At 65.9% G+C, this 26,360-nt stretch carries 23 protein-coding genes and 1 pseudogene; 8 read left to right on the top strand and 16 right to left on the bottom strand.

Features of this window, described 5'->3' with window-relative positions:
• The first annotated feature begins 15 nt into the window (after window positions 1-15).
• From J2W23_RS09240 to J2W23_RS09230, 3 genes are read left to right on the top strand one after another with little or no spacing between them, the layout of a single operon-like run.
• Window positions 16-1,350: an aspartate aminotransferase family protein gene (locus tag J2W23_RS09240; protein WP_307648487.1), complete on the top strand. Its 1,335-nt coding sequence runs from the start codon at window positions 16-18 to the stop codon at window positions 1,348-1,350.
• A gap of 59 nt (window positions 1,351-1,409) precedes the next feature.
• Window positions 1,410-2,321: a transporter substrate-binding domain-containing protein gene (locus J2W23_RS09235; protein ID WP_307648486.1), complete on the top strand. Its 912-nt coding sequence runs from the start codon at window positions 1,410-1,412 to the stop codon at window positions 2,319-2,321.
• Between the two features lie 17 nt (window positions 2,322-2,338).
• Window positions 2,339-2,998, top strand: a complete 660-nt coding sequence (locus J2W23_RS09230; protein WP_307648485.1) for an aspartate/glutamate racemase family protein — start codon at window positions 2,339-2,341, stop codon at window positions 2,996-2,998.
• Here J2W23_RS09230 and J2W23_RS09225 read toward each other — a convergent pair.
• Window positions 2,990-3,862, bottom strand: coding sequence for a hypothetical protein (locus J2W23_RS09225; RefSeq protein WP_176656323.1), 873 nt, complete (start codon window positions 3,860-3,862; stop codon window positions 2,990-2,992). The two genes, J2W23_RS09230 and J2W23_RS09225, sit on opposite strands and share 9 nt — an antisense overlap.
• 168 nt (window positions 3,863-4,030) lie before the next feature.
• On the opposite strand from J2W23_RS09225, the gene J2W23_RS09220 reads away from it, so the two are divergent.
• Complete coding sequence (locus J2W23_RS09220) at window positions 4,031-4,858, top strand: undecaprenyl-diphosphate phosphatase (RefSeq protein WP_176656324.1); 828 nt, start codon at window positions 4,031-4,033, stop codon at window positions 4,856-4,858.
• Window positions 4,859-4,871: 13 nt separating this feature from the next.
• Here the strand turns inward: J2W23_RS09220 and J2W23_RS09215 are convergent, their stop codons facing one another.
• Entirely contained in the window at window positions 4,872-6,734 is a 1,863-nt protein-coding gene (locus J2W23_RS09215; RefSeq protein ID WP_307648484.1) for a sensor histidine kinase, read from the bottom strand.
• A gap of 147 nt (window positions 6,735-6,881) precedes the next feature.
• Window positions 6,882-7,589, bottom strand: coding sequence for a response regulator transcription factor (locus J2W23_RS09210; protein ID WP_176656326.1), 708 nt, complete (start codon window positions 7,587-7,589; stop codon window positions 6,882-6,884).
• 426 nt (window positions 7,590-8,015) lie between these two features.
• Between J2W23_RS09210 and J2W23_RS09205 the strand changes: the two genes are divergently transcribed.
• Entirely contained in the window at window positions 8,016-8,531 is a 516-nt protein-coding gene (locus tag J2W23_RS09205) for an MOSC domain-containing protein (protein WP_307648483.1), read from the top strand.
• Between the two features lie 18 nt (window positions 8,532-8,549).
• Here the strand turns inward: J2W23_RS09205 and J2W23_RS09200 are convergent, their stop codons facing one another.
• The 4 genes and pseudogenes from J2W23_RS09200 to J2W23_RS09185 form a co-directional block, all read right to left on the bottom strand.
• Window positions 8,550-9,362, bottom strand: a complete 813-nt coding sequence (locus tag J2W23_RS09200; RefSeq protein WP_176656328.1) for an alpha/beta fold hydrolase — start codon at window positions 9,360-9,362, stop codon at window positions 8,550-8,552.
• An 8-nt stretch (window positions 9,363-9,370) separates the two neighbouring features.
• A complete protein-coding gene (locus tag J2W23_RS09195; RefSeq protein ID WP_176656329.1) occupies window positions 9,371-10,210 on the bottom strand; it encodes a proteasome-type protease in 840 nt (279 codons plus the stop codon).
• A gap of 28 nt (window positions 10,211-10,238) precedes the next feature.
• Window positions 10,239-12,836, bottom strand: a complete 2,598-nt coding sequence (mutS, locus tag J2W23_RS09190; protein WP_373423910.1) for a DNA mismatch repair protein MutS — start codon at window positions 12,834-12,836, stop codon at window positions 10,239-10,241.
• 113 nt (window positions 12,837-12,949) lie between these two features.
• Window positions 12,950-13,078, bottom strand: a pseudogene (locus tag J2W23_RS09185) (helix-turn-helix domain-containing protein); the annotation flags it as partial.
• 176 nt (window positions 13,079-13,254) lie between these two features.
• On the opposite strand from J2W23_RS09185, the gene J2W23_RS09180 reads away from it, so the two are divergent.
• Window positions 13,255-13,878 (top strand): hypothetical protein, encoded by a 624-nt coding sequence (locus J2W23_RS09180; protein ID WP_307648481.1) that lies wholly within the window; start codon window positions 13,255-13,257, stop codon window positions 13,876-13,878.
• A 35-nt stretch (window positions 13,879-13,913) separates the two neighbouring features.
• Window positions 13,914-14,891 (top strand): magnesium and cobalt transport protein CorA, encoded by a 978-nt coding sequence (locus J2W23_RS09175; RefSeq protein WP_176656332.1) that lies wholly within the window; start codon window positions 13,914-13,916, stop codon window positions 14,889-14,891.
• A 45-nt stretch (window positions 14,892-14,936) separates the two neighbouring features.
• Here J2W23_RS09175 and J2W23_RS09170 read toward each other — a convergent pair whose 3' ends face one another.
• A complete protein-coding gene (locus tag J2W23_RS09170; protein WP_307648480.1) occupies window positions 14,937-15,779 on the bottom strand; it encodes a siderophore-interacting protein in 843 nt (280 codons plus the stop codon).
• An 18-nt stretch (window positions 15,780-15,797) separates the two neighbouring features.
• Window positions 15,798-16,427 (bottom strand): PadR family transcriptional regulator, encoded by a 630-nt coding sequence (locus tag J2W23_RS09165; RefSeq protein WP_307648479.1) that lies wholly within the window; start codon window positions 16,425-16,427, stop codon window positions 15,798-15,800.
• Window positions 16,428-17,117: 690 nt separating this feature from the next.
• Between J2W23_RS09165 and J2W23_RS09160 the strand changes: the two genes are divergently transcribed.
• Window positions 17,118-17,423 carry a hypothetical protein gene (locus J2W23_RS09160; RefSeq protein ID WP_307648478.1) on the top strand — a complete coding sequence of 102 codons (306 nt, stop codon included), beginning with the start codon at window positions 17,118-17,120 and terminating at the stop codon, window positions 17,421-17,423.
• A 198-nt stretch (window positions 17,424-17,621) separates the two neighbouring features.
• Here the strand turns inward: J2W23_RS09160 and J2W23_RS09155 are convergent, their stop codons facing one another.
• The 7 genes from J2W23_RS09155 to J2W23_RS09125 all read right to left on the bottom strand — a co-directional run bounded on the left by J2W23_RS09155 (window position 17,622) and on the right by J2W23_RS09125 (window position 26,360).
• Window positions 17,622-18,482 (bottom strand): HNH endonuclease, encoded by an 861-nt coding sequence (locus tag J2W23_RS09155; protein ID WP_307648477.1) that lies wholly within the window; start codon window positions 18,480-18,482, stop codon window positions 17,622-17,624.
• On the bottom strand, window positions 18,466-20,055 hold the full coding sequence (locus J2W23_RS09150; protein WP_307648476.1) for an AAA family ATPase: 1,590 nt from the start codon (window positions 20,053-20,055) through the stop codon (window positions 18,466-18,468). Before J2W23_RS09150 ends, J2W23_RS09155 begins: the two co-directional genes overlap by 17 nt.
• A gap of 236 nt (window positions 20,056-20,291) precedes the next feature.
• Window positions 20,292-21,428: an SLAC1 anion channel family protein gene (locus J2W23_RS09145; protein WP_307648475.1), complete on the bottom strand. Its 1,137-nt coding sequence runs from the start codon at window positions 21,426-21,428 to the stop codon at window positions 20,292-20,294.
• Between the two features lie 135 nt (window positions 21,429-21,563).
• Entirely contained in the window at window positions 21,564-22,970 is a 1,407-nt protein-coding gene (locus tag J2W23_RS09140; RefSeq protein WP_307648474.1) for an ABC transporter ATP-binding protein, read from the bottom strand.
• Window positions 22,967-23,803 (bottom strand): ABC transporter permease, encoded by an 837-nt coding sequence (locus tag J2W23_RS09135; protein WP_307648473.1) that lies wholly within the window; start codon window positions 23,801-23,803, stop codon window positions 22,967-22,969. Before J2W23_RS09135 ends, J2W23_RS09140 begins: the two co-directional genes overlap by 4 nt.
• A complete protein-coding gene (locus J2W23_RS09130) occupies window positions 23,800-24,777 on the bottom strand; it encodes an ABC transporter permease (RefSeq protein WP_307648472.1) in 978 nt (325 codons plus the stop codon). Before J2W23_RS09130 ends, J2W23_RS09135 begins: the two co-directional genes overlap by 4 nt.
• Window positions 24,778-24,794: 17 nt before the next feature.
• The gene (locus J2W23_RS09125; protein ID WP_307648471.1) at window positions 24,795-26,360 is read right to left on the bottom strand and encodes an ABC transporter substrate-binding protein; all 1,566 of its coding nucleotides are present in this window, start codon (window positions 26,358-26,360) and stop codon (window positions 24,795-24,797) included.

Raw genomic sequence — 26,360 nt, 5'->3', positions numbered from 1 at the left:
CCAAGATTCACCGCCATGACGCACGTCTTCCACCGCCACCTTCGCCAGACCCCGCCCGTTGCCGCGAGCTCGCAGGGCATGTTCATCCGCGACGCCGAAGGGCGCGAATACCTCGACGCCTCGGGCGGTGCCGCTGTTTCGTCGCTCGGCCATGCGCACCCCGAGGTCCTGGCCGCCATGCACGCGCAGCTCGACACGCTGGCCTATGCGCACACCAGCTTCTTCACGAGCGAAGTGGCCGAGCGGCTGGCCGACGAGCTGATCGCCTCCGCACCCGAAGGCATGAGCCATGCGTACCTGGTGAGCGGCGGTTCGGAGGCGGTGGAGTCGGCGCTCAAGATGGCGCGGCAGTACTTCGTCGAGATCGGCCAACCACAGCGCACACACTTCATCGCGCGCCGCCAGAGCTACCACGGCAACACGCTGGGCGCGCTCGCGGTGGGCGGCAACGCATGGCGCCGCGAGCCGTTCGCGCCGATCCTCGTGCCGGCCACGCATGTGTCGCCGTGCTATCCGTACCGCGAGCAGCGCGAGGGCGAAAGCGCCGAGCAGTACGGCCTGCGCCTCGCGGCCGAGCTCGAAGCGGCCATCGTGGCGCAGGGCGCCGATCGCGTGATCGCCTTCGTCGCCGAGACGGTGGGCGGCGCCACGGCCGGTGTGCTCACGCCGGTGCCGGGCTACTTCAAGGCAGTGCGCGCGGTCTGCGACAAATACGGCGTGCTGCTGATCCTCGACGAGGTGATGTGCGGCATGGGCCGCACCGGCTCGCTGCATGCGTGCGAGCAGGAGGGCGTGGTGCCCGACCTGATCACCATCGCCAAGGGCCTGGGCGGCGGTTACCAGCCCATCGGCGCGGTGCTGGCACAGCACAAGGTCGTCGAAGCCATGTCCAAGGGCAGCGGCTTCTTCCAGCATGGCCATACCTACCTCGGCCATCCGATGGCCTGCGCGGCGGCGCTCGCGGTTCAGCAGGTGATCCGCCGCGACGGCCTCGTCGCCAAGGTGCGCGAAGACGGCGTGGCCTTCGGCGCGATGCTGGCCGAGGCGCTGGGCAGCCACGCGCACGTGGGCGACATCCGCGGCCGAGGTTTCTTCTGGGGCGTCGAGCTGGTCGCCGACCGCGCGAGCAAGGCGCCGTTCGATCCGGCGCTGAAGGTCAATGCGCTCATCAAGAAGGACGCGATGGCGCGCGGCCTGCTGTGCTACCCCTTCGGCGGCACGGTCGATGGCCGCCAGGGTGACCACGTGCTGCTCGCGCCGCCCTTCATCGCGACGCGGCGAGACCTGCAGGAAATCGCCGCGCGGCTCGCGGCCTCCATCGATGCGGTCACCCGCGCCGCCGTGCGCTGACAACCGCCGCTTTTTTTCTTCACCGTTTTCTTCAACCCGCCGTTCCGAGGAGCGCCTCCATGCCCAAGCTTCGTCTGCCGATTTCCTTCGGCGCTGCCGCTCTCGCGGCGGCCTGCACCCTGTTGCCGTTCGCCGCCGCGCAGGCGCAGGAGAACGACACGCTCGCCAAGATCAAGGCGAGCGGCGCCATCACCTTCGGCTACCGCGAGTCGTCGTTCGGCTTCTCGTACCTGGACGGCAACCTGAAGCCGGTGGGCTACAGCATCGAGATCTGCAACCGCATCGTCGATGCCGTGAAGACCGAACTCAAGCTGCCCGCCATCGAGATCAAGTACCAGGCCGTGACCTCGGCCAACCGCATTCCGCTGGTGCAGAACGGCACGGTGGACATCGAGTGCGGCTCCACCACCAACCTGGTTGAGCGCCAGAAGCAGGTGGCGTTTTCGCCCGATATCTTTCGCTACAACGTGCGCATGCTGGTGAAGGCCGATTCGGGCATCAGGAGCATCGCCGACCTGCAGGGCAAGACGGTGGCGACCACCAGCGGCACCACCTCGTTCCGCCTCTTGCGCGAGGCCGACCGCGGCCGCAACCTCGAAGTGACCAACCTCGCGGGCAAGGACCACAGCGATTCGTTCCTGCTGGTGGAAAGCGGCAGGGCGCAGGCCTTCGTGCTCGACGACATTCTCCTGGCCGGGCAGCTCGCGAATGCGCGCAACCCGAAGGACTTCGTCATCACCGGCGAGAGCCTGCGCACCGAGAACCAGTCGCTCATGTTCCGCAAGGACGACGCGGCCTTCAAGGCGCTGGTGGACCGCGTGGTGTCGGGCATGATGAAGTCGGGCGAGATGGAAAAGCTCTATGCCAAGTGGTTCATGTCGCCGATTCCGCCGAAGGGCATCAACATCAACTACCCGCTCAATGCCGAGACGAAGGAGGCCTTCGCCAATCCGTCTTCCAAGGGCATCTGAGCCGATCGCCTGATTTCATGACACGCATCGCCCTCATCCACGCACTCTCGCATTCGGTCGCGCCCATCAACGAAGCCTTCGCGCGCGACTGGCCCGAGGCGGTGCGCATGAACCTGCTCGACGACAGCCTCTCGGCCGACCTCGCACGCAGCAATGGGCGCGGCCTGGATGCGGCGATGCACGAGCGGTTTCAGCGCCTCGCGCAGTACGCGGTCGATACCGGTGCCGAAGGCATCCTCTTCACCTGCTCGGCTTTCGGGCCGTGCATCGAGGCGGTGGCGCGGCGGCATGCGGGCATGCCGGTGCTCAAGCCCAACGAGGCCATGATTGCCGAGGCGATGCAGGTGGAAGGGCGGCTGGGGTTGATCGCAACGTTCTCGCCCACGCTGGCTTCGATGCCGCCCGAGTTTCCCGTCGGTGCCGCACTGGAGTTGGCGTTGGCCAGCGGTGCGCTCGAGGCACTGAACGCCGGCGACACGCAGCGGCACGACACCTTGATCGCCGCACAGGCCGCGGTGCTGCGCGATCGCGGCTGCACCCGCATCGCGCTCGCGCAGTTCAGCATGGCGCGCGCCCGCGCCGTGTGCGAGGAGGCCAGCGGCCTTCCGGTGCTCACGACGGTCGACAGCGCCGTGCGCGCCCTTCGCCAGCGAACCGGGCAGCCGCGCTCAGTGTGAGCCGCCGTGGCCGATGGCGGTGACCAGCGTGGTCATCGCGATCTGCGCCGCATCGCTGCGGCCCAGCATGCGGTGCACGCCGGTCTCGCGGTCGGTCGCTTCCAGGCCTTCGGCCAGGCGCCGGTAGATGTCCGACGAAGGCATCGTGGCTGCGGTGCCGAGTGCATCGCAATAGGTGTCGGTGAGAAGGCCGGCGAGTGCTTCGCTCTGTTCGTTCGAGAGCTTCATCGTGTCGCCGCTGAACACCGCGGCGATGCAGTGCATGAGGTAGGCCTGCGTTTCGAGCGAGAAGGCCTGTTGCCGCACGTAGTCTTCGACGGCCGACCAGAAGAGCGGGTCGGAGGTGCGGCGCCAGCTCTCCAGCACCTTGCGTGCCTTGGCCACGAGGTCTGCGTGCGCGTCTTCGGGCTCGCTCGGGCGCAGGGCCAGGCCCTGCAGCGTGAGCGAGGCCACCGGCCCGGCCGCGCCGAGGATGAAGCTCCAGAACTTCCAGCGCGCGTACCACTTCTTGTCGTGCGCGGGGTTCAGCGGCTCGAGCAGGCCGAAGTCGATGCGCTGGCAGGCCTCGGCCTGCTGCCCCGCGATGCAGCCGTCGCCCAGGTCGAGCAGCTGGACCTCGGCTTCCATCCGGTCGGCGGCGATGTTGCCCTGCGCGACGATGCCCGCGCTCTTGCCCGAGCGGTCGATGTCGACCAGCCGCTGCATCAGCAGCTTCAGCTCGTGGGCCGAGGCGCCGGTCGCACCGGCCACGCGGCGCATCGATTCGCACTGCTCCCGCTCGATCGCAAGAGGGTTCTTCAGCCGGTCCCGGCCGTGGTCTTCGACAGTTGATTCGCGCTCGTCCGCGGCGGTCGACGTTCGCATGGCAAGACTCCTTGGGGGCACTTGGGTGTTCAGGTTGCAATATGTATCGATGCCGGCAGGGTGAACATCCCCGGAATTAGGTATTCGGTACTCCTGTTCGCCTCTCACCTGAACCAGAGCTGACCGATGCCCTCGCCATAATTGGCGCTCTTTGTTGAAGGAGTACGCGTGGATATTGTTTTGCTGGTCAAGGCCGCCATCATGGGCATCGTCGAAGGGCTGACCGAGTTCCTGCCGATCTCGTCGACGGGCCATCTGATTCTTGCGGGCTCGCTGCTCGGCGGCTTCGGCGACAACCGGGGCAAGGTGTTCGAGATCGCCATCCAGACCGGCGCGATCTTCGCGGTGATCCTGGTCTACTGGCAGAAGATCAAGTCGACCGTCGTGGCGCTGCCGCGGCAGCCCAAGGCGCGGCGCCTCGCACTCAACATCCTGATCGGCTTCCTGCCCGCGGTGGTGCTGGGCCTCTTGTTCGGCAAGGTGATCAAGGCGCACCTCTTCATCCCGACCGTGGTGGCCAGCACCTTCATCATCGGCGGCTTCATCATCCTGTGGGCCGAGAAACGGCCGCCGGGTTCGGTGCGCGTCGAACATGTCGACGACCTCACGCCATGGGACGCGCTCAAGGTCGGCCTCGTGCAGTGCTTTGCGATGATCCCCGGCACGAGCCGCAGCGGCTCGACCATCATCGGCGGCATGCTGCTGGGCCTCTCGCGGCAGGCGGCGACCGATTTCTCTTTCTTCCTCGCGATCCCGACGCTGATCGGCGCCGGCGCATACAGCGTCTACAAGGAGCGCGCGCTGCTGTCGATGGCCGACGTTCCGCTGTTCGCGGTGGGCCTCGTGTTCTCGTTCATCAGCGCGTGGCTGTGCGTGCGCTGGCTGCTGAAGTTCATCAGCACCCACAACTTCATTCCGTTCGCCTGGTATCGCATCGCCTTCGGCATCGTGGTGCTGGTGACGGCGTGGACCGGCACGGTGGTCTGGGCAGACTGATTCTGCAGGGCGCTCATGCGGGTGCCAGCGGCATCCGCAGCGCCAGTTGCGTCTCGCCAGGCTGCGACTGCAACTGAAGCTCGGCGCCGAGGCGGCGCGCCCGGGCGCGGAGGCTGCGCAGGCCGGAACCGGCGGCCTTGTCGGCTCCATCGACCACGAAGCCGCGGCCGTCGTCGCGCACGCTGAGCTTCAGTTCGGCGCCATCGCGCATCACCGCCACATCCACGCGCCGGCTCGCGCTGTGCTTGAGCACGTTGGTCAGCGCCTCCTGCAGGAAGCGCAGCAGGTCCAGGCTTTGCGAGGGCGGCAACTCGAGCGTTTCGAGGTTCGACACCTGCCAGCGGCAGTCGATGCCGTTCGCGTCGAGCAGCTGCGAGGTGCGGTGCCGCAGCGGCGCGAGCAGTTCGCCGAACGCGCGTGCGCCATCGTGGCGGCCGGTGGCTTCGATGATCAGCCGCAGGTCGTCGCGCAGGCTCTTGAGCATCGCGAGCAGTTCGGGCGCCGACAGGTTCTCGGGCGTGCGCTCCAGCGTCGCGATGCTGCCGACCAGCATGCCGCCGAGCCCGTCGTGCAGGTCGCTCGCGAGGTTGACGCGCTCGCCGATGCGCGCATGCGCGAGCTCCAGCGCGTGCTGCTGCGCGAGCGTGGCGGCGAGTTCGGCCTTGGCGGCGTTCACTTCCTCGATCAGCTCGGTGTTGAAGTTCTCGATGCGCTTGAGGCTCTTCACGAAGCGGCCGGCCTGGATCAGCGCCATGCCCAGCAGCAGCGCATAGGACGACATCGTCGTGTAGTAGATGTTGCTGTCGATCACCTGGGTGAACACCAGCAGGTCGTGCGTGCCGGTCACGGCGGACATCGCCATGAACGGTGCGAGCGCGAGCACCGGGCCCTCTCGCATGCGCAGGGCGTGGAGCAGTGCCGCGCAGCACACGGCAATCGTCATCAGCCCGCCCACCAGCCCCCACACCGCCCGATGCAGGGGCAGCGACGGCATGCCCGCGGTCCAGAGATCGACCCAGCCCACGCTCACGAGCAGCAGCGCCGCGATTTCCAGGCGCGGCATGCGCTGCTCGCAAAAGCGCAGCGTGAAGACGAGAAAGGCCACGCTGAACGCAAGGAACGCCGAGGTGTTGAAGGCCTGCCAGCTGTGGTTGTCCGTGAAGGGCCAGGGACTCGTGGCCACGTGGTTGTAGCCGTAGATCAGCCACAGCACCGACATCAGCGCGAACCAGCCGTAGGCCGTCTCGCTGCGGCGCAACACCCACAGGGCCGCGAAGAAGGCCGAGACCACCGCGCTCAGCGCGAGACCGAGCATCGGCAGGTCGTGGCGAAAAAGGCGCTCGCGCTCGTACAGCGCCTGCATCGCGGCCGGCGTGCCCAGGCGCACCGGCCCCAGCCCCGGCTGGTAGGGCGAGAGCCCCGAGACGCGCACCAGCAGCGTGTTGGTGGCGCCGGGCCGCAGCAGCGGCGACGCCAGCAGCCAGTAGCGCGGCGTGTTCCATGAGCGTGTGAGCGGCTCGGTGAGGTTCGGGTCGCGAAGGATCGGCGTGCCGTTGAGGAACACCGCGCCGGCCATGTTGAAGTAGTTCAGCAGCAGCCCGGCTTCGGGCACCTGCGCGGGCTGCGTCCAGGTGAGCCGGTACCACACCACGCCATCGAAACCGGGCCAGCGGTCGGGCCAGCTGTCGGGCAGCGCAACGGGCGTCCAGCCATCGGCGGGGGGCGTGGTGTCGTCCCAGCCGGTGCCGCGCACGGCTTCGACGTGGAGTTCGGGGGAGGGCGGCTGCTGCGCCAGCGCGGTCGACGGGGTCGCCACGAAGAGCAGGACGAGAAGCACGCCCAGCGAGGCGGCGAGCCATGCCCGTGCTTGGGCCAACAGGCTTCGGTTCGCGGGGCGGCCGTCAGCCAGCGGTCGATGTTCGGGGGAGGGCATTCCGTTGACCAGTTCTCGGGGATGGCCCCGTTGATAACAGAAAGACATGCCTCCTCGCGTTCAGGCCCTCGTCGAGCCGAAGCGGGCCGCTCAGCGCAGCAAGCCGTGCCTGCGCCCCTGGAAGACCGCCTCGGTGCGCGAGGTGACGGCCAGCTTGCGGTAGATGTTCTTGGTGTGGCATTCCACCGTGAGGCGCGAGATCGACAGCGACTCGGCCATGTCGCGGTTGCTCAGCCCCTGCGCCACCAGTTCGAGGATTTTTCGCTCACGCGGCGTCAGCGCCACCGGCAGCGGGGACGGCGCATCGGAGGCCAGCACCGCGGACAGCGACAGCTGCTGCGCCGCGAGCCAGCCGAGGATGCGGCGTGCAATGGCCGGATCGATGGGCGCGCCGCCTTGCTCGATGCTGCGCAGCGCGATGCTCAATTCCAGGTCGTCGCGTTCCTTCAGCAGGTAGCCGATGGCGCCGGCCCGCAGCGCCGCGAAGATGACTTCCTCGGTCCGCCAGGCCGAGACCACCACCGCGGGCACCCTGGGGCGATGCGCCTGCATCCAGCCGATCAGCTCGACGCCGCTGCCGTCCGGCAGGCCGATGTCGACCAGCGCAACCCCGAAATCCCGCTCGTCGAGCAGTTCTTTGGCCGCCGTCACGCTGTCGGCCCAGGCGATCTGCGGCTCGTCGCAGCCCAGGGTCGACAGCACGTAGGCGAGCCGCTCGCGCATGGCCGGATCGTCCTCGACCACCAGAGCGGGACTCAGCGAAACGACTTCGACGTCTTCCAGTTGCGAATTGGACATGTGGGCGGGATTCTGAACGGTGCCTGACTTTGGTAGGACGTTTTTACTTATATATGGGATTGTTGCAGAGCATTGCCATATGTATCCTAGAAGTCACCCAACTGAAAACAGGGGGAACCTGCGGATCGGCAGGAACTATCGCTCTGTTTGGAATATTTCGCTCGGAAGACGTGCGTCAGGGCCGTCGGCGGGGTGGTCATGGGCCACCGCGCGGCCAGAAGGTCAGTCCGGCGCGACGCCGCCGCGCGGGGTACCTACCGCCCCGTCATGGCGCCCGTGTGGCCGGGCGTCACGAATACCGCCGTATTCGCCGGCAGCCCGGCCGGTTTGACCGTGTGCGCGGTCCGGCCATAGGCGAAAGACCTCATGGCTGCGTTGCCCCGCGGCAACGGCAGGCGCAAGAAAGTCCCGTGGACAATGCCGCGCATGCCCGATCTCCACGAACTGACCCGGCAATTCGCACGGCCCGGCCGCCTCGACGCCATCCTGCTGCGCCCGGCGCGCCGGGCTCCTGTGCGGTCGGTGAACGAGGCCGCCGCGGTGGAAGGGCGCGGGCTGGAGGGCGACCGCATCGACGCCGCGCGCCCCGGCGGCAAGCGGCAGGTCTCGCTGATCCAGCAGGAGCACCTGCCGGTGATCGCCGCGCTCACCGGCCATGCGCGCGTCGACCCCGAAGGGCTGCGGCGCAACCTCGTCGTCTCGGGCCTGAACCTGCTGGCGGCGCGCTCGCTGTTTCGCAACCAGCCGCTGGTGCTGGCCATCGGCGCGGAGGTGCTGCTCGAAATCAGCGGCCCTTGCGAGCCCTGTTCACGGATGGAAGAACTGCTCGGCCCCGGCGGCTACAACGCCATGCGCGGCCACGGCGGCGTGACGGCGCGGGTCCTGCGCGGCGGCCTGCTGCGCGTCGGCGACGGCATCGAGTGCCGCCCCGCTTCCGCCTGACCCCTGACCCCTGACGCCCTACAGCAGGTTGCGCAGCGCCGCCTCGATGGCGGCCGCGGTGGCCAGCGGCTTTTCCATCGGGAAAAGATGAGTGCCGTCGAGCATCGTGATGCGACCCTTGGTCACCTGCTCGGTCATCGCCATGCCCACGCGCTTCATCTCGGCCGACTGCCGCCCGCCGATGAACGCCGCCTTGCACTTGAGCGGGTGCTTGCGCAGCAGCGCGCCCAGGTTGTGGGGCAGGGTGTTGTAGATCGCGGTTTCCACGTCCCGGTCGAAGCTGAGTTCGCGGCTGTCTTCGCCTGCAGCGATGCCGTCGAAGGTGCCGTGGTCGATGTAGTCGTGCAGCATCTGCTCGTCCCACTTCGCAAACGCCTTCTTGCTGCGGAAATGCTCGAACACGGCTTCCCGGTGCGCCCAGCTGTTCTTGCGCTTCCGGCTGATGGCGCCGGGCGAAATGCTCTTCATGAGCGGCGTGCGCTTGACCACGTTGAGCGTGTTCGCGCGCCAGCCGCCGAGGATCGGCGAATCGATCAGCACCACGCCGCGCGCGAGCGCCGGATGCAGCGCCGCGCACATCAGGCTCAGGAACCCGCCGAGCGAATGGCCGATGAGAAACACCGGCCCGCCCGCGCGGTCGGCGCGCACCGCTGCGAAATCGGCCAGCTGCTGCACCAGGTGCGGCCAGTTGTCGGTGACGGGGTACTTCGGGTCGTGCCCGAATTTCTCGATGGCATCGACTTCGAAGCCGCGGTTGCGCAGGCTGTCGAGAACGACGCGGTAAGTGCTCGCCGGAAAGCTGTTGCCGTGCGAGAAGACGACCGGAGGCACGGCTTTCTTCAGATCAGCTTTTCGTCGGGCGTGGAGATCTTGCGCAGCGGGCTGTGCCGCGTGGCCGGCATCTTCAGCGGATGTTCGGTGGCGGAGTCGTCCCACACCGGGTCCTCGATGCTGTCGAACACCTCGCGCAGCTTCTGGCCCCAGCTGTTGTGCATCATGCGGTAGTAGGGGTTGTCCGCGTCGATGCAGATCACCCGGTCGGTCTCGAACTTGTTGGCTTCGTACACCACCAGGTCGAGCGGCAGGCCCACCGAGAGGTTCGACTTCATGGTCGAGTCCATCGACACCAGCGCGCACTTGGCGGCTTCGTCCAGCGGCGTCTCGGGCGTGAGCACCCGGTCGAGCACCGGCTTGCCGTACTTCGATTCGCCCACCTGGAAGTAAGGCGTCTCGGTCGTCGCCTCGATGAAGTTGCCCGCGGCGTAGACCAGGAAGAGCCGCATGCCTTCGCCCTTGACCTGCCCGCCGAAGATGAAGGACACGTTGAAGTCGAGCCCCGCGTGCTTCAGCGCCTCGGCGTCGCGGTCGTACACATGGCGCACCGCCGAGCCCAGCACGCGAGCGGCGTCGAACATGCTCTTGGCGTTCCAGATGGTGATCGGGTCGCCCTGCGTGCCGTCTTCGCGGGTTTCGCGCAGTTCCTCGATCTGCAGGATTTCGCGCACCGACTGCGAGATGCTCAGGTTGCCCGAGGACAGCAGCACCATCACCCGGTCGCCCGGCTGCTCGTAGACGATCATCTTGCGGAAGGTGCTGATGTGGTCCACGCCCGCGTTCGTGCGCGAGTCGGAGAGAAACACCAGGCCGGCGTTGAGTTTGATGCCTACGCAATAAGTCATGAGTTCGTCTCGCATGAATCAGGCCCGCTCAGGCGGCACTGCGTTCACGCGTGTTCAGTTTCTGGAGGGCATAGAGCGCGTCGAGGGCCTCGCGCGGGCTCATGGTGTCGGGGTCTAGCGCGGCCAGCGCGGATTCTACGGCGCTGGCCAGCGGCGTTTCGGCCACCGGAGGGGGCGCAAACAGGTCGACCTGTGCACGAGTTTGCGCATGCTGCGATTCAAGTGCTTCCAGGGCCTGCCGCGCATGGTTGACCACGGCAGCAGGCATGCCCGCGAGCCGTGCGACTTGAATACCGTAGCTCTTGCTCGCCGGCCCCGGCTGCATTTCGTGCAGGAACACGATGTCGCGGCCCGCCTCGGTTGCGCTCACGTGCATGTTCACCGCACCGTGGTGCGTGGCCGGGAACTCGGTCAGCTCGAAATAGTGGGTCGCGAAGAGCGTGAAGGCCTTGCTGCGGTCGTGCAGCTGCGCCGCGATGCCCGCGGCCAGCGCCAGTCCGTCGAAGGTGCTCGTGCCGCGGCCGATCTCGTCCATCAGCACCAGCGATTGCGCCGTGGCACTGTGCAGGATCTGCGCAGCCTCGGTCATCTCCAGCATGAAGGTCGATTGCGCATTGGCCAGGTCGTCCGCCGCGCCAATACGCGTGTGAATCGCATCGATCGGCCCGAGCCGGCAGGCGGCGGCCGGCACGTGCGAGCCGATGGAGGCGAGCAGCACGATGATCGCCACCTGCCGCATGTACGTCGATTTACCGCCCATGTTCGGGCCGGTGATGACCTGCATGCGCTGCTGCGGTCCGAGCTGCGTGTCGTTGGCGATGAAGCCGCCGGACGACTTCTCGGCCAGACGCGCTTCCACCACCGGATGGCGCCCCTGCTGGATCTCGATGCACGGGTGCGCCACGAAAGTCGGTGCCCGCCAGTGCAGCGTGTGCGAGCGCTCGGCCAGCGCACACAGCGCATCGAGCGTCGCGATGCCGCCGGCCAGTTGCGTGAGCGCATGCACCGAGGGCTGCAGCGCATCGAGCAGCTGTTCGTAGAGCCACTTCTCGCGCGCCAGCGCGCGGTCTTGCGCGCTGAGCGCCTTGTCCTCGAAAGCCTTCAGCTCGGGCGTGATGAAGCGCTCGGCGTTCTTCAGTGTCTGGCGGCGGCGGTAGTTGTCGGGCACCTTCGAGAGCGCGCTCTGCGTCACCTCGATGTAGAAGCCGTGCACCCGGTTGAACTGCACCCTGAGGTTGCTGATGCCGGTGCGCTCGCGCTCGCTGATCTCCAGCTTGAGCAGGAAGTCGTCGCAGTTCTCGCTGATGGCGCGCAGCTCGTCGAGCTCGGCGTCGTGGCCGGTGGCGATCACGCCGCCGTCGCGCACCAGCGCCGACGGGTCGGGCTTGATCGCGCTCGTCAGCAGGTCGGCGCAGCCCGGCGGCGGCGCGAGCCGCTCGGCGATGCGCGCCAGCAGCGTGGCGGAGGCCGGCAGCAGCGGCGCCAGTTGCTCTGCCTTCGCAAGCGCGAGGCGCAAGGCCAGCAGTTCGCGCGGGCGCACCTGGCGCAGCGCGATGCGCGCCGCGATGCGTTCGACGTCGCTCGTGTTCTTCAGTTGTTCCCGCAGCGTGCGCCAGGGCGCGGCCGTGCCGCCGAGCACCGTGGACTGCAGCGCGGCGATCGCCTCGAGCCGCGCCTGCGCCTCGGTGCGGTCGCGGCGCGGCGAGAGCAGCCAGCGCTTGACGAGCCGGCTGCCCATGCCCGTCATGCAGGTGTCGAGCAGCGAGAACATCGTGGGCGAGTCTTCGCCGCGCAGCGTCTGCACCAGTTCGAGGTTGCGGCGCGTGGTGGGCGGCAGTTCGATCAGGTCGCCATCGCGTTCGACCGAGAGGCGCTGCACATGCGAGAGCGCACGGCCCTGCGTGTGCTCGGCGTAACCCAGCAGCGCGGCAGCCGCGGCATGCGCGTTGGTGAGCGATTCGGCGTTCCACGCGGCGAGGCTGTTGCTGCCCATCTGCTCGCTGAGCTTGCGCTCGCCAAGCCCGCCGTCGAATTGCCACGCCGGGCGGATCGAGAGGGTGAACGGCGTTGCCGCGCGAGCGGCCTTGAGGCGCTGCTCGAAAGCCGGCGTCACCTCGGCGCTGTAGAGCAACTCGCTCGGCGCGATGCGCGCGATCCACGCTTCGAGCGCATCGGCCGGGCACTCGGCCAGCCGCAGCTCGGCACCCGTCACGCTCAGCCACGCGAGCCCGCAGAAATTGCGCGTGCCCGCGTGCACCGCCAGCAGCAGCGATTCGCTCTTGTCGTTGAGCAGTTCCGAATCGGTCAGCGTGCCGGGCGTGACCACCCGCACCACCTTGCGCTCCACCGGCCCCTTGCTCGCGCCGACCTCGCCCACCTGCTCGCAGATGGCGACCGACTCGCCCAGCTTGATGAGCCGCGCGAGGTAGGTATCGACCGCATGGAAGGGCACGCCGCACATCACCACGGGCTGGCCGGCCGACTGGCCGCGCTGGGTGAGCGTGATGTCGAGCAGCCGCGCGGCCTTTTCGGCATCGGCCCAGAACAGTTCGTAGAAATCGCCCATCCGGTAGAACAACAGCGTGTCCGGATGGTTCGCCTTGAGGCCCAGGTACTGCGCCATCATCGGCGTGTGCCCGGAGAAGTCGCTGGTCGGGGGAGTGGGTTGGGCAGTCGTCGTTTTCACTCGGAGGATTATCGGGGACGGGATGGAGGCTCAGCCGACGACCGGGCTGGCGGCCGGGCCTCGTCGATCTGCTTTTTCGATGCCGCGTTCAGGCGCTTGGCCTCTGCGGCTGGAAAGCCCAATTCGAGGAAGACATTGGCGCCGGGCTTGGTGACGTGGCGGATGAGCGTGTCTGTCAGCATGATCAATTCTTCCATGCCGACCCAGCAGATTCCGATCTCATCCGTCGTCGCACCCGGCGATATGGGTTTTTATCCGCGGAAACCGGATGCAGCTGCGTTGACATGCCGACTCATCCGCTCGCATCCCCCGCCCTAAAATCCCCCCGCGCAAACCCCGCGTGAAGAACAAGGCGCCCATGGCCCCCCTGGATGAACTCAAAGGCCCTGAAGCGGACGCGCTGCCAGACACCGCCACCTTGCCCGCCGAACTCGCGGCGCTGTATCTCTGCATGTCGCCGGCCCAGCTGGCGGACCTGCGCAAGTCGAAGCGGCCCGAGAAGGGCGCGAGCAACGGCCCTTCCATCATCCGGCCCGTGGAAGGCGGCCCGGCGGGCCCCAAGGACCCGGTGCTCTACAAGCTCGGCACCTTGCGCGACTACGCAAAGGCGCACACCGCGCCCTCCGACTTCGATACCGCGTTGAACAGCGGCATGCTCGGCTGGGTGTCCGCCAAGCTGCCCTTCTTCGCCGAGCGCGAACCCCGCATCAAGCGCGGCAAGCGCGTGCTCATCGGCGGTGCCTGGGACCGTGCGGACCCGCTGCGCGAGAAGCGCTTCATCGATCTCGCCAAGGGCCGCATCCGCTTCACATCGCTCACCTGCGCCGAAGCCGCCGTGAGCCTGTGGGCCGACGTGGCGAGCCACAGCGCGTTCGCCGAGAAAGGCCTCGCCCTGCTCAGGAGCGAGACACAGGCCATCGAGGCATCGCTCGCGGAAACCGCCCAACTCGCCGCGACCGCCAACCCCGACGCGGCGACCTGACAGAAAACCTCAAGACCGAACCTGGACGAGCACCGATGCTGATCAACTGCGTGGCCTACGAAAACGGCGCCAAGCTTGCCGACATTCCCGTCGAGGACATCAGCGACTACATCACCCGCCCCGGCTGCTTCGTGTGGGTCGCGCTGAGCGATCCCTCGCCCGAGGAGCTCGCCGAGATGCAGGCGGAATTCAACCTGCACCCGCTCGCCGTCGAAGATGCCCACCACGGCCACCAGCGCCCCAAGGTCGAGGAGTACGGCGACTCGCTCTTCGTCGTCATGCACCTCGTGGAGCCCTCCGCCGAAGGCGAGCACTGCGTCAACGTGGGCGAGGTCGACGTGTTCGTGGGCCGCAACTACGTGCTCTCGGTGCGCAACCGCAGCCAGCAGGGCTTTCTGGGCGTGCGCGAGCGTTGCGAGCGCGAGCCCGACCTGTTGCGCAACGGCGCGGGCTTCGTGCTCTATGCGCTGATGGACGCGGTGGTCGATCGCTACTTTCCCGTCATCGATGCGCTCGAAGTGGAGCTCGAATCCATCGAGCAGCAGATCTTCGGCCACAGCGGTGCGGCGCGCGACAAGATCAAGCAGCTCTACGACCTGAAGCGCCGCAGCATGATCTTGAAGCGCGCCGTGGCGCCGCTCGTCGAGGCAGCGGGCAAGTTGTACGGCGGGCGCGTGCCGCAAATCTGCATGGGCACGCAGGAGTACTTTCGCGACGTGGGCGACCACCTGGGCCGCATCAACGGCTCGATCGACGCGATGCGCGACACCATCGGCACCGCCATTGCGGTGAACCTGTCGATGGTGACCATCGAAGACAGCGAGGTGACCAAGCGGCTGGCCGCCTGGGCCAGCATCTTCGCGGTGTGTACCGCGTTCGCCGGCATCTGGGGCATGAACTTCGAGCACATGCCCGAGCTGAAATTCAAGTACGGCTACGCGGTGGCGCTGGGGCTCATCGTCAGCACCTGCGGCTATCTCTACTACCGCTTCAGGCGCGCCGGCTGGCTCTGAGTTTTTCTTGCTCCCTCCCACGGAAGGGGAAGGAGCAAGACGGGATCACTCGTCGTGCGAATCGTGCGTGGCCGCGGCGCCGCGCCGCCAGTAGCCCGACGCCCGGGTCCACTTCGGGTTCGCGCCGCGCTCGCTCACGAGGTGCGCGCGCAGTGCCTTCGCAATGCCCGACTCGCACCCGACCCACGCATGAAAGTCGCCGGCCGGCAGCTTCGCGGCCTTCAGCGCATCGACCAGCACCGTGCTCACGCCCGCCTCGGCGCCTCGGCGATGCACCCACTGCAGCGTGAGCTCGGCCTCGGTCTCGAGGGGAATCTCGTCGGCTTCGCTGTCGACTTCCGCCAGCACCACCACCCGCGCACCGGCCGGCAGCTCGGCCAGGCGGCGCGAGATGGCGGGCAGGGCGGTGTCGTCGCCGATGAGCAGGTGCCAATCGAACTCGGTCGGCACGATGAACGAGCCGCGCGGGCCGCCCACGCCCAGCGTGTCGCCGGGCTTGGCCTTCTCGGCCCATTGCGTGGCCGGGCCGGCATCGTGCAGCGCGAAGTCGATCTCCAGCGTGCGGGCCTTCGCGTCGAAGCGGCGCGGCGTGTAGTCGCGCATCGTCGGGCGGCCGCTCGCGGGCCAGATCGGACCCTCGGGCCCGGCCGTCGGCAGCGTGAGCTTGCCCGTGGCCGCGTCGGGAAAAAAGATCTTCGCGTGGTCGTCGAACCCCAGGCTCGTGAAGCCCGCGAGGTCGTCGCCGGTCAGCACGATGCGGATGAGGTGCGGCGTCACGCGCTGCACCGTCTTCACCGTGAGCTGGCGAAAGCGAAGGTCGTGGCGCACGCGGCGCGGCGTGCGGTCGGGTGCGTTGGAAGAAGAAGGAGTGGTTGTGAAGTCGGTCATTTCAAGAATGGAAGTTCATCAGATGCGCTCTAACTGTTGAGCGGCGCTGTCGAGCACCGCGGCGAAATCGTGGGCTTGTTGTTCGGTGAGGGGTGTGCCCGACAGGCGCATGCGCATGGCGAGCTTCAGGTTCTCGATGGCGCGCGTGACCTGCGGCGGCCTTCCGCCGCGCGGGCCCGCGCCGTCCACGCCGCCCGTCATGCGGGCCATCATGGCGTCGGCCGTCTCGCGGTTGGCGGCCAGGAACTCCTGGCCGCTCGGGGTGATGCTGTAGCGCTTGCGGCCGCCGGTATCGGCCGTTTCCACGCTCAGGTGGCCCATTTCCTCGAGCAGCGTGAGGGTCGGGTAGACCACGCCGGGGCTCGGCGCGTAGCTGCCGCCCAGGCGGTCTTCGATGGCCTTGATGAGCTCGTAGCCGTGCGAGGGCTTGTCGGCGATGAGCTGCAACAGCACGAAGCGCAGCCCGCCGTGGCCGAAGACGCGCCCGCCGCCGCGACCGCCGCGGCCTCCGGGCATGCGCTCGTCGCCGAGCTCGCCCTCGCCATGACCGTGCCGGCCACGGCCGCCGGAGAAGCCGTCTCCATGCTCGCCGCGGGGGGCGTGGCAGTGGTGGTTGTGGTGGTGATGGCCGAAGTGGGGGTGTCTCATGTCGAACTCCTTGGTGGATGTATCGAATCGATTTTAGATATATGTCTAAATTGAAGTCAAGCCGCGATTCTCCACGAGGAGAGTGAGGATTTCCCCACGACTTCAGATGTATCTAATGTTCGGTGAGATACGCACGAAGCATGCGATGGGCAACCTGCTGCTCATCGCGTGCTTCGCGCCCATCGACGAAGCGGCGCACGTCGCGGGCTCTGTCCGGGCTCGACGTTCAACGGTTCCCGGAGATGCGCGGGCCGGCCCGTTCGGCAGCGGCCGAATTTGCGCCGCGCCGGCGCGCGACACGCCCGCGACTGTCAGTGCTTTGTGTCCCCGTCCGTCTTTCGGTCATCGCCCGACAGATGCCTCGCGAATTCGAGAATTCCTCGACGAATTCTTTTCTCCCGCGCGGCTTTGCTTCTCTACAGTGAATGCCCCAGCAACCAGACGCTGCACTGAGTGACCCACGAACAGCGCAGCGTGAAAGCAAGCAAGACAGAAAGGAGCGACGAACAACCCGGAAGAGAAATGAACGGATGAGTGAATGAATCAACCGCCTTGCCTCACGGCGGGTGTCGACGGCCTGCCAAGTGCCATCGATGCGAATGTGAGGCGCAAAAGGCGACGGCCAGGTTGCGCGAACACCCTGACCGTCTGACCACATGACGTGCAACCACTTTCGAAAGCGCACACCAAATGGCTAAGCAAATTATCGCCGGGCGTTCTACGCCCAAATCTCCCTCCCGCCGCAGCGGTGCTCGCAGCAGCAGCGGCACCAACACCCCCAGCGGCGCGCCGCCCTCAACCCCGACGGGCAACGAAGCAAGAGACCTCCTCGAAGAAAAACTCACGCAGCTGCACTCGCTGCTGTGGTGCGCCTATGGGGACGGCAACGGCTGGTTCGAAGAAGCAGGAGAGACGCACCGCGCAAACATGATGTGGATCGCTGCGGATCTGGCGCGGGCTGCGGATGAGTTGTTGCAGGCGAGTGTGAGGGGGTAGGGGGGAACTGACAATCTCTCGACGCTTGTTGCAGCTGACCACAGGTTAGGCGTGCCGGTTTGCGTCGAGAGTTTTCGTTGGGCAAGGAATCGTATTGACCTTGAACGAATCAGCACTAGTCAATGATTAGTTTGAAATCTGGTCGTCTGAATTTTATAGAGGGTGGCGTGGCAATCGTAGTCGATTTGAAAGGATGAGCTATTGCAGCACGTCCTTAAGGGATTGAAACATACCTGTTTGCCAATGATTAATGAAAGGAGCTTTTTCTATTCCAGGCTGAATTAGTACGGCACTGATTGTTTCATTACCCATGCCAGAGTTCTGCAGCCGAGAAATTTGCTGAAGAATTGTGCCTAATAATTCCGCAGCTTTGATGGAGTAGCGTTTCCCCAAATCAAAATCTAAAAAATGCTTCTTCACTCGTCTCTTGTCAATTTCATTCCATCCGCCAGGCGGTAGGACGGCATATTCAAAATGCCCGGGTACGTCGTGTGCTTGCACATGGTATTTCGCGAAAATCCACTGTTCTTGGAAAAAAATGGAGCTGTCAGAATATGGGTGAATAAATTGCGCTTCAGGCGTCGTGGCATACGCCTCCATTTTCCCATCCATATTGCAATCGCGGCATGCTGGGACCAAATTTTGAGGCGCAAATGAGAATTGAGGGAAATGAGCTTTGGGAAGAAAATGGTCTAAATTTCGAGGTGTTCCTATGCCCCCGCAGAATGGACACTTCTCTTTTGCCGAATTAAGCAATTCGTTGTAAATTTTTCGCGCCGGCTTCTCTGGCGGCACGAAATACTGATCGTAGATTTTAATTAACTCCGATTTTGTCAAATCGTTGACTACACGCGGGTCTTGACCTTGAGCGGCGTTGATCGGAGCTATTGCATATAACTTGCCCGCGGCGGCGGCAGCCAGATAATGCGCTGCTCCCTCAATTAGGTTGGGCCTGCTGATGGTAACCTTTTCTCGAAGCGCAGCATTTCCCGTAATGCCTGCTATGCATTCAATCAATGATTGTTCAAAACTATACTGAGGCTCAGTTAGCCGCATCATGATTGATGTTCCTATCCCGATTGGCGAGAAGCGCTTTCAAGATGGCGCGAGCTTCAAAGCCGAGTTGCTGGTTATAGTCGGCCACAATTTCTTCATATGTCCGTCCGCTCGCCACCGATTTTGAAAGTAGCTCATGAAAACCCGAGCGCTCAACTTCAAGGCTGAAGACTTCGCTAGTTAATGAGCCAACATTCTCTCCAAAGGTCTCAATGGCTGGACGATCGAAAGTAATGCTTTTTCCGACACGATGAATTTTCCAAACGCAAGATTTGGGTATTTCTTGAAGCACTACGGGTGAGTGCGTGGCAATGATTGCCACTCCATTTTTATCGTGGAGTAAATCAGCGAGCGCGCGAACAAATGCAGATAAAAGAGGTGGGTGTAAATGACTTTCTGGCTCGTCAAGCAGCACCAGAGTTTTTTCCTCCACCGTCGCAACTAATCTAGTTATGGTCAGAAGAACAATTGCATGCCCAGAACTCATTCGGGATAAATAGGGGTCAATTCTTTCGCTGTAAACTTCCTTGAACTCATCGGAGTCAGACTGAATGTCATTGCTTATTCCGTCGCGAATATCGTTGTAGCTTTCCTCTAATTGATTCAATTTCATAGAGGAAAAATTCTCATCAGATCCCAGCTTTTCTATGGCATTTATCCAGCGCGTGGTCTTTTCTGGATTTTGAAAGCAAGTGCTTAAAGCGTGGATGCAGTCAGTCCGAAGTTCTGAAATGTTGCGGTGACGCTCTGCGTTCAATGCGTCTTTCAATCCAATATAAAAATAGCAAGTCCCTTTAGCCGGATCAGATTGCTCTTGAGGGGGCGTGAATGGATCGAATGCGCTGAATGAAACAGAAACAAGACTGCTGAAGTAATCATCCGAAATTTTTGTCTCTTTCCATCCTGAGAGATCAAAGAGTTGGCCGGAGCCATTTTTCCCTGCGATGAGGTCAATCAGTCCATTTAGTAGCGTTGTTTTTCCTACTCCGTTTCGGCCAATAATTGCATGAATGTTTGTGCTTGGCGTTGAATTCGCAGTTACCTTAAACCCAAGGTCAATTCCACCAAGCTTTTCCGATTCAGGGCGTGTAAATTTGAACTTGAAATCTGTAAGCTCGGATTTCCGCTCTAGTACCCTTGCATATTGTCCTTTGATGACAGACAGACTTGTGTCCCGTAATAGAGATGTCCCGAAAACCTTTTCTTCTTTTATTTCTTCAATTATTTCTGGTTGAGCAACAATGTCTCTGAGTGAAATTAAGATGTTTTGCCGAATATCTTTGGGTAGTAAGGCCAAGTTTTTATAAAATTCAACACCTTGCCCCAGTGAAAAGAATTCCTCGTCTAAATTCTCAAAGGATTGAGGAATTTTGTTTTGAGTAAAAACTTCCGTTGTTTGCCCTTTAAATCCTATTTTCGTTGCGCCAATATCGTGGGCTTGGCCGTCTTTGTCATGTAAGGACATTTTGAACAACGTAACGAATGAAAAGTCGTTCCAATTGTCCGCGCGCAGATATACCGTGTTTTTTCCGGAGCTTGGGGTCCAAGTGTTTCTGGATAAAATTTTAAATTGCATTGCGCTCCAATTTTTTCAAGATGTCATGGTAGCTACGCGGCCCATACCGAGTTTGATGTTGACTCCGCTGCGAGTATCGAATTTTTACGAGGTGTTTCTGCTAATGGATTTTGATCCGGCGCTGAATTGAAAGTCAACGATTCCGGTGCGAAAGTCACATCCAGCCTTCACGTCAGTTGCGTTGGGCCGCGACAGATCAGTCTGTCGTCATACGCAGCTGCCAACTCATACGGTCATCAAGACTCAAAATGCCGACCCCCGCAGAACACCCGCCACCTGTTGACCCCAGCCGCCAGCGTAGACGGCCTCGGTGCTGCCTCGGCTCCTCTCAACTCGCCAACAACCGCCCATTTAAAAAGAACCCGCGCCGTCCGAACCGCCAACACAAACAGCACCGCGGTAAAAAGCACCAGCAACGCTCCGGCCAATAGCTTCAACGCCCAAACCCCCCTCACCCCCGCATACACGACCCCCGCATTCACCATCGCAGCCAGCGGAAAACTAATCGCCCACCACCCCGCCCCAAACGGCACGCTCCGCTTGAACACCTTCGGCGCCAGCACCACAAACAAAAACACCCCGAAGTAAAACAACAGCCCCGCGAACAGATCCACCCGCCCCGTGAGGTTCACATACGCCGTGAACCCCACCTCGAACGGCGCGACAAGAATCAGCAGCGAGGGCGTCATCGCCGGGGCGAGCGGTTCGTGCTGGATCAACCGCGTGACGATCATCGTGAACAGCACGACCGCCAGCACCGAGCCCACGGCGGCCGACAGCAGCAGCACTTCGCCGGCCCAGGCCATGGGCATGTGGCTGCCGGTGACGGGAATGTCCAGCGCGGCGACGCCGGGAATGATCCACGCGGGCACCGCATGCGCAGGGTGGCCGTTGCCGCCCAGCAAGCGCGAGACCACATGGGCGGCCAGCAGCAGGGTGGCGACGGTGCCGGCGATCCACATCACCCGGCCCAGCGTGTCGTTGTAGTGGCCGAGCACGGCCGATTGCAGCAGCAACGCAATCGCGATGGTGCCGAAGAAGTTGCCGGCAATCGGGTGATGGAATTCGGCCTTCACCGCCGCCGGGTGCCGCAGCAGCTTGGCGCCGTAGCCGATGGCGAGCACGACAAAGACGAAGGTGGCAAAGAGGCCGATCACGTCCGACACCACGCGGGGCACGACGGCGCCGAACTCGGTGTGCGCAAGGCGCCAGCCCATGGCGAGGCCCGAGAGGCCCATCACCGCGGCGAAGAGGTTGACGGGGAGGTTCTTGATGGACGCCCCGGCAGCATCAGCATTTGTTGTTGTTGCTGCTGCGGCTGCTGCGGGGCGGGCGTCCATCTCGGCGATGGCAGAGGTAGCGGCATTTGTCATGCGCGTCAGTCTCGGGCGCATCGGATGGGGCTGTGACCGCGGCGGGGCGGCGTTTTCTGCCAAATCCTTGCGTTGTCTGACGTGCGTGCCTGCCTGCGTGCGTGCGGCCGACCGCCGCCTTTGTCGTACCGGGGCTCAGCCCGCTGCAAGCCTCCAACGCTGCGTCGCCACCGCATCCGCGATGTCGTCGTCGTGGGTCACCAGCATCAGCGCCGCGCCGCGTTCGTCGAGCGCATCGAGCAGGACGGCCATGGCTTCCTGCTGGGAGACCGGGTCGAGCCGCGAGGTCGGCTCGTCGGCGAACACGAGCGCGGGCTGCACCGTGAGCACGCGCGCGAGCGCGACGCGCTGCAGTTCGCCGCCGGACACCTGCGAGGGGCGGCGCGCCAGCAGGTCGTGCGGCACACCCATGCGCGCGAGGTGCTGCAGCACGGCGGGCCATGCGCAGCGATGCCTGGACGCCACGTCGCGCAGCGACTGCCCCAGGGTGATCTGCGGCGCGAAAGAAGCGACGGGGTCCTGGTAGAGCTTCTGGAAGGCGGTGGCATGCAGGCCCTGTGCGCGCCGCACCACGCCGCGGTCGGCGGGCATGAGCCCGAGCAGCACATTGCCCAGCGTGCTCTTGCCGGTGCCGCTGGGGCCCTGCACCACGAAGCGGTCGCCGGCGCGAATCTGCAGATCGACCCCGTCGAACAGCGGCCTGCCGCCGAAGGCCTTGGACAGGCCCTGTGCGCTGAGCACTGTCTCGCCTGCGGGCGCCGAAACTGCGCGTCGGGGCCAGCGCGCCGGGTCGGCCGCAACGAGCCTTCGGGTGAACGCATGCTGCGGGTTGGCGAGCACGGTGCGGGCGTCGCCGCGCTCCACGACCTGGCCGGCGCACAGCACGATGAGTTGTCCGCCGAGCGCCTGTGCCACGCGCAGGTCGTGCGTGATGACAACGACGCATCCACCGCCGCGCTGCACGCCCTGCAGCATGGCCACGGTGTGGTCGCGCCAGTGCGCGTCCAGGCCCTTGGTGGGTTCGTCGGCCAGCAGGATGCGGGCACCGCCCGCGCAGGCCACGGCGGCGGCGGCGCGCTGCGCCATGCCGCCGGAAAGCTGCCATGGGTAGTGCCGCGCGGAGGCCGCGAGCCCTGCGGCTTCGAGGTCGCGCAGGGCCGCGGCTTCCGCGTCGCCGAATGCGGCGCCGCGCACCAGTTCGTGCGTTTCCGAGAGCTGGGGCGCGATGCGCATCAGCGGGTCGAGGGCGAGGCTCGGCTCCTGGGGCAGCAGCGCGAGCGTGCGGCCCCAGCGCGGGCGCCGCGCGCGGGCGTCGTCGGCGCGGCTCGTCGCGCCGTCGAGGGTGACGCTGCCGCTGGCGCGCAGCGCGGCGGGCAGGTTGCCCATCACGGCTTGGGCGAGCAGCGATTTGCCGGCGCCGCTTTCGCCGAGCAGGGTCAGCACGTCGCCGGGGCGCAGGCTGAAGGACACGTCGCGCAGCAGGGCGCGGGTGCCGACGTGAACGCCGAGGTTGTCGGCTGCGAGGAGAACGGAAGCGGTCATGCGGTCTCTCCGTCGCCGGCCACGAGCATCATGCCGAGCACGACCGCCATGAGCAGCGCCACGGGCGCGGCAATGAGCCACGGCGCCTCTTCGTAGTGGGGAAGGAACTCGGTCATCATCAATCCCAGTTCGGGCGTGGGCGGCTGCAGGCCCACGCCGATGAAGCCGAGCGCGGCGAGCGCCAGCACGGCCTGCGCGGCACTGAAGGCGAGCAAGGTTCCCAGCACGGGCGCGAGGGCGGGCAGCAAGTGCCTGCGCAGCACGTAGCCCGTACCGAAGCCGAGCAGGCGCGAGGCCTGCACCGCATCGCCCGCGAGCACCTGCCGGCTGGCTGCGCGGCACACGCGGAAGTACTCGACCCACAGCGACAGCGACAGGCCGATGTACAGCGCCCAGTGCCGCCCCGGCGCCAGCGCGGCGAACAGCAGCACCAGCAGCAGGCCCGGCACCGAGAGCACGGCATCGGCCAGCATGACCAGCGCGCGTTCGGTGCGCCCGCCGCGCCAGCTCGCGGCCACGCCCAGCAGCACGCCGGGGATGGCCGCGGTCAATGCCGCGAGCAAGGCCAGGCCCAGCGAGAGCCGGGCCGCATGCGCGAGCCGCGCGAGCACGCTGCGGCCGAGCACGTCGGTGCCGAGCCAGTGGGCGGCGCCGGGCGGCATGAGCGTGTCGGCGAGGGTCTGGCGGGCGGGGTCGATGCCGATCAGCGCCGGTCCGAACAGGGAGAACGCGGCGACCAGCGCGAGGATGCCGAGGCCCGCGCGGCGGCGGGCTGCCGTACGCGGCGCACCGCGGCCTGTGAGCGGCGCCATGTCGATCAGGCTGCCGCTCATGCCACCGCTCCCATGCGCCGGCGCGGATCGAGCGCGAGGCAGGCCGCATCCACCAGCAGGTTGAACCCCACGAACAGGAGGCCCATGCACAGGGCCGCGCCCTGGATCATCGGCACGTCGCGCCCGAACACCGCATGCACCAGCGCATGGCCGATGCCGGGCCAGGCGAACAGGGTTTCGACGACGACCGCGCCTTCGACCAGGAACACCGCATGCACGCCAAGGTAGGCCACCACCGGCGTGGCCGCCTGGCGCAGGCCGTGGCGAATCAGCGCCTGCCGGTCGCTCAGGCCCTTGTTGCGGGCGAACTCGAAAGACGCGGAGGCGGCGGCCTCGCGCATGGCGGAGCGGGCCACGCGCGCCAGCCCGGCGGCCAGCCCGAGGCCGAGCGTCAACGCAGGCAGCAGCAGGCTGCCGCCGTGGTCGTCGCCCGCAACCGGCACGGCATCGAGCTGCACCGCGACCACCACCATCAGCAGCACGGCGAGCAGAAAGGGCGGCAGCGCGCGCAGCACCACGGCCAGCGCCAGCGTGAGGCGGTCGACCCATCCGCCCGCATGCAGGCCCGACCAGATGCCCAGCGGCAAGCCGACGACGGCCGCGACGAACACCGAGGCGACCGCCAGTTCGATGGTCGCGGCGAGTTGATGCGCCACTTCGCGCCACACGGCATGGCCGGTGACCAGCGAGGTGCCGAGATCGAGCCGCACGATGTCTCCCCACCAGTGCAGCAGCGCGAGCCACAGGGGCCGATCGAGCCCGAGTTCGAGGCGCACGGCATCGGCCGCCGCGTTGCTCACGAGGTCGTAGCCGTAGCGACCCGCGGCGATGCGGGTGGCCATGTCGCCCGGGAGCGAGCGGGCCATGAAGAAGCACACGGTGCCCACCAGGAGGCCGAGCGCGAGGATCTGGATGGCGCGGCGCAGCAGCATCGCGGTCCAGGCGGTGCGGCTGCGGGTGATGTCAGGAGTCATGGTCTTGAGGGTCTTGTTCACGCGGCCCACCTCATGGCGGTGAGCCGGTAGGAGCGTTCCAGCGGATCGAGGCTCACGCCCTCCAGGCGCCGGCCCACGGCGACTTGCTGGCGATACCAGGTGATGGGGATCACCGGCAGCTCGGCCTGGAGCACCGCCGTGACCTGCGTTCGCAGCACGGCCGCGCGTTCTGCCGATGACGTGCCGCGCGACAGCTCGGCCAGCGCGCGAGCGACCGCATCGCTGCGCCAGCCCATGGCGCCCCAGTCGCCGCCCGAGGTGCCGAAGTCCTGCATCAGCGTGCCCGTGGGGTCGGGCACGGTGGCGTAGTTGCGCGCGGCCAGGCCCAGTTGCAGGCTGCCGTCGCGGTGGCCGAGGGGAATGTCGCCCGAGTTGCCGATGCCGACCTGCACCGCGATGCCCGCCTGCCGCCATTGCTCCTGCAGCGCCGAGGCGATGAGCGGCAGCTCGGGCCGGTCGGGAAAGGTGCGCAACGACAGGCGAAGCGGCTGGCCCGAGGCGTCGCGCAGGCCCTCGGGCGAACGTTGCCAGCCGGCTTCGGCCAGCAGCCTTGCGGCGGCCTCGGGGTCTTGCTTCAACGGCGGCAGCGCGCTGTGGTGCCAGGCCTTCATCGTGGGCGGAAAGAGCTGCGTGGCCGCCAGTTCGGGGTCGCGCAACAGCGCCTTGGCAATGCCGGGCCGGTCGATCGCGAGGCTCAGCGCCTGCCGCACGCGAACATCGTTCAGTGCGGGCAGTCCGGCGTTGACCTTGAGGATCACGGTGCGCGGCAGCGTGACGGTGTCCACGTGCACGCGGCCGCGCTTGCGCAGCCGCACCAGGCTCGCCGGATCGAGGCCGTAGGCGAGGTCGGCTTGTCCGCCTTCGGCCATGAGCGCGCGGGTTTCGGAGCGGCCGGCCGCCAGATACCGCACGCGCTCGATGGCGGGCCGGGGGCCGTCGTAGCCTTCGAAGACGGCCGCCTCCACATGCTGCGGCGGTGCCATCGACACCACGCGGTAGGGGCCGCTGCCGACGATGCTTCGCACGCCCCCGTCGGCCGCGTAGCTGGCGGGCGCGAGCACCATCGTGCTGCTGTGCGCGAGCAGTGCGGGCAGCGCGCCGTAGGGCTGCGTCAGCCGGACCGCGACGACACCCGCGCCCTCGGCCTCCACCGCGCGGATCGGCGCCTGGCTCAGCAGGGCCGGCGCCACGCGCGCGGCCTGCAGGCAGCGCACGACGGCCGCGGCTGTGACCGCGGTGCCATCATGAAAACGCGCGGCCGCGCGCAGCGTGAAGTGCCACGCGAGGCCGTCGTCCGACACGCGCCAGCGCTCGGCCAGGCCCGGCAGCGGCATGCCGTCGTCGCTCGCATTCATCAGCGTTTCGGTGACCTGCATGCGCGTGAACACGTGGCCGCTGCTGGCGGGGGACAAGCCCGGAATCTCCCAGGGGCCTACGATTTGCAGCGGCGCACGCGCTGCGGCCGGCTGCGCCAGCAAGGTCGTCGATGCGGCTGCAGTGACCGGGCCGGCCGCAAGGAGTTGGAGCGCGCGGCGGCGCGTGAAGTCGGGCGGCAATGTCAT

The organism is Variovorax boronicumulans, assembly GCF_030812215.1.
GTDB lineage: Bacteria > Pseudomonadota > Gammaproteobacteria > Burkholderiales > Burkholderiaceae_C > Variovorax > Variovorax boronicumulans_C.
This window is presented reverse-complemented; position numbering and strand designations above follow the sequence as displayed.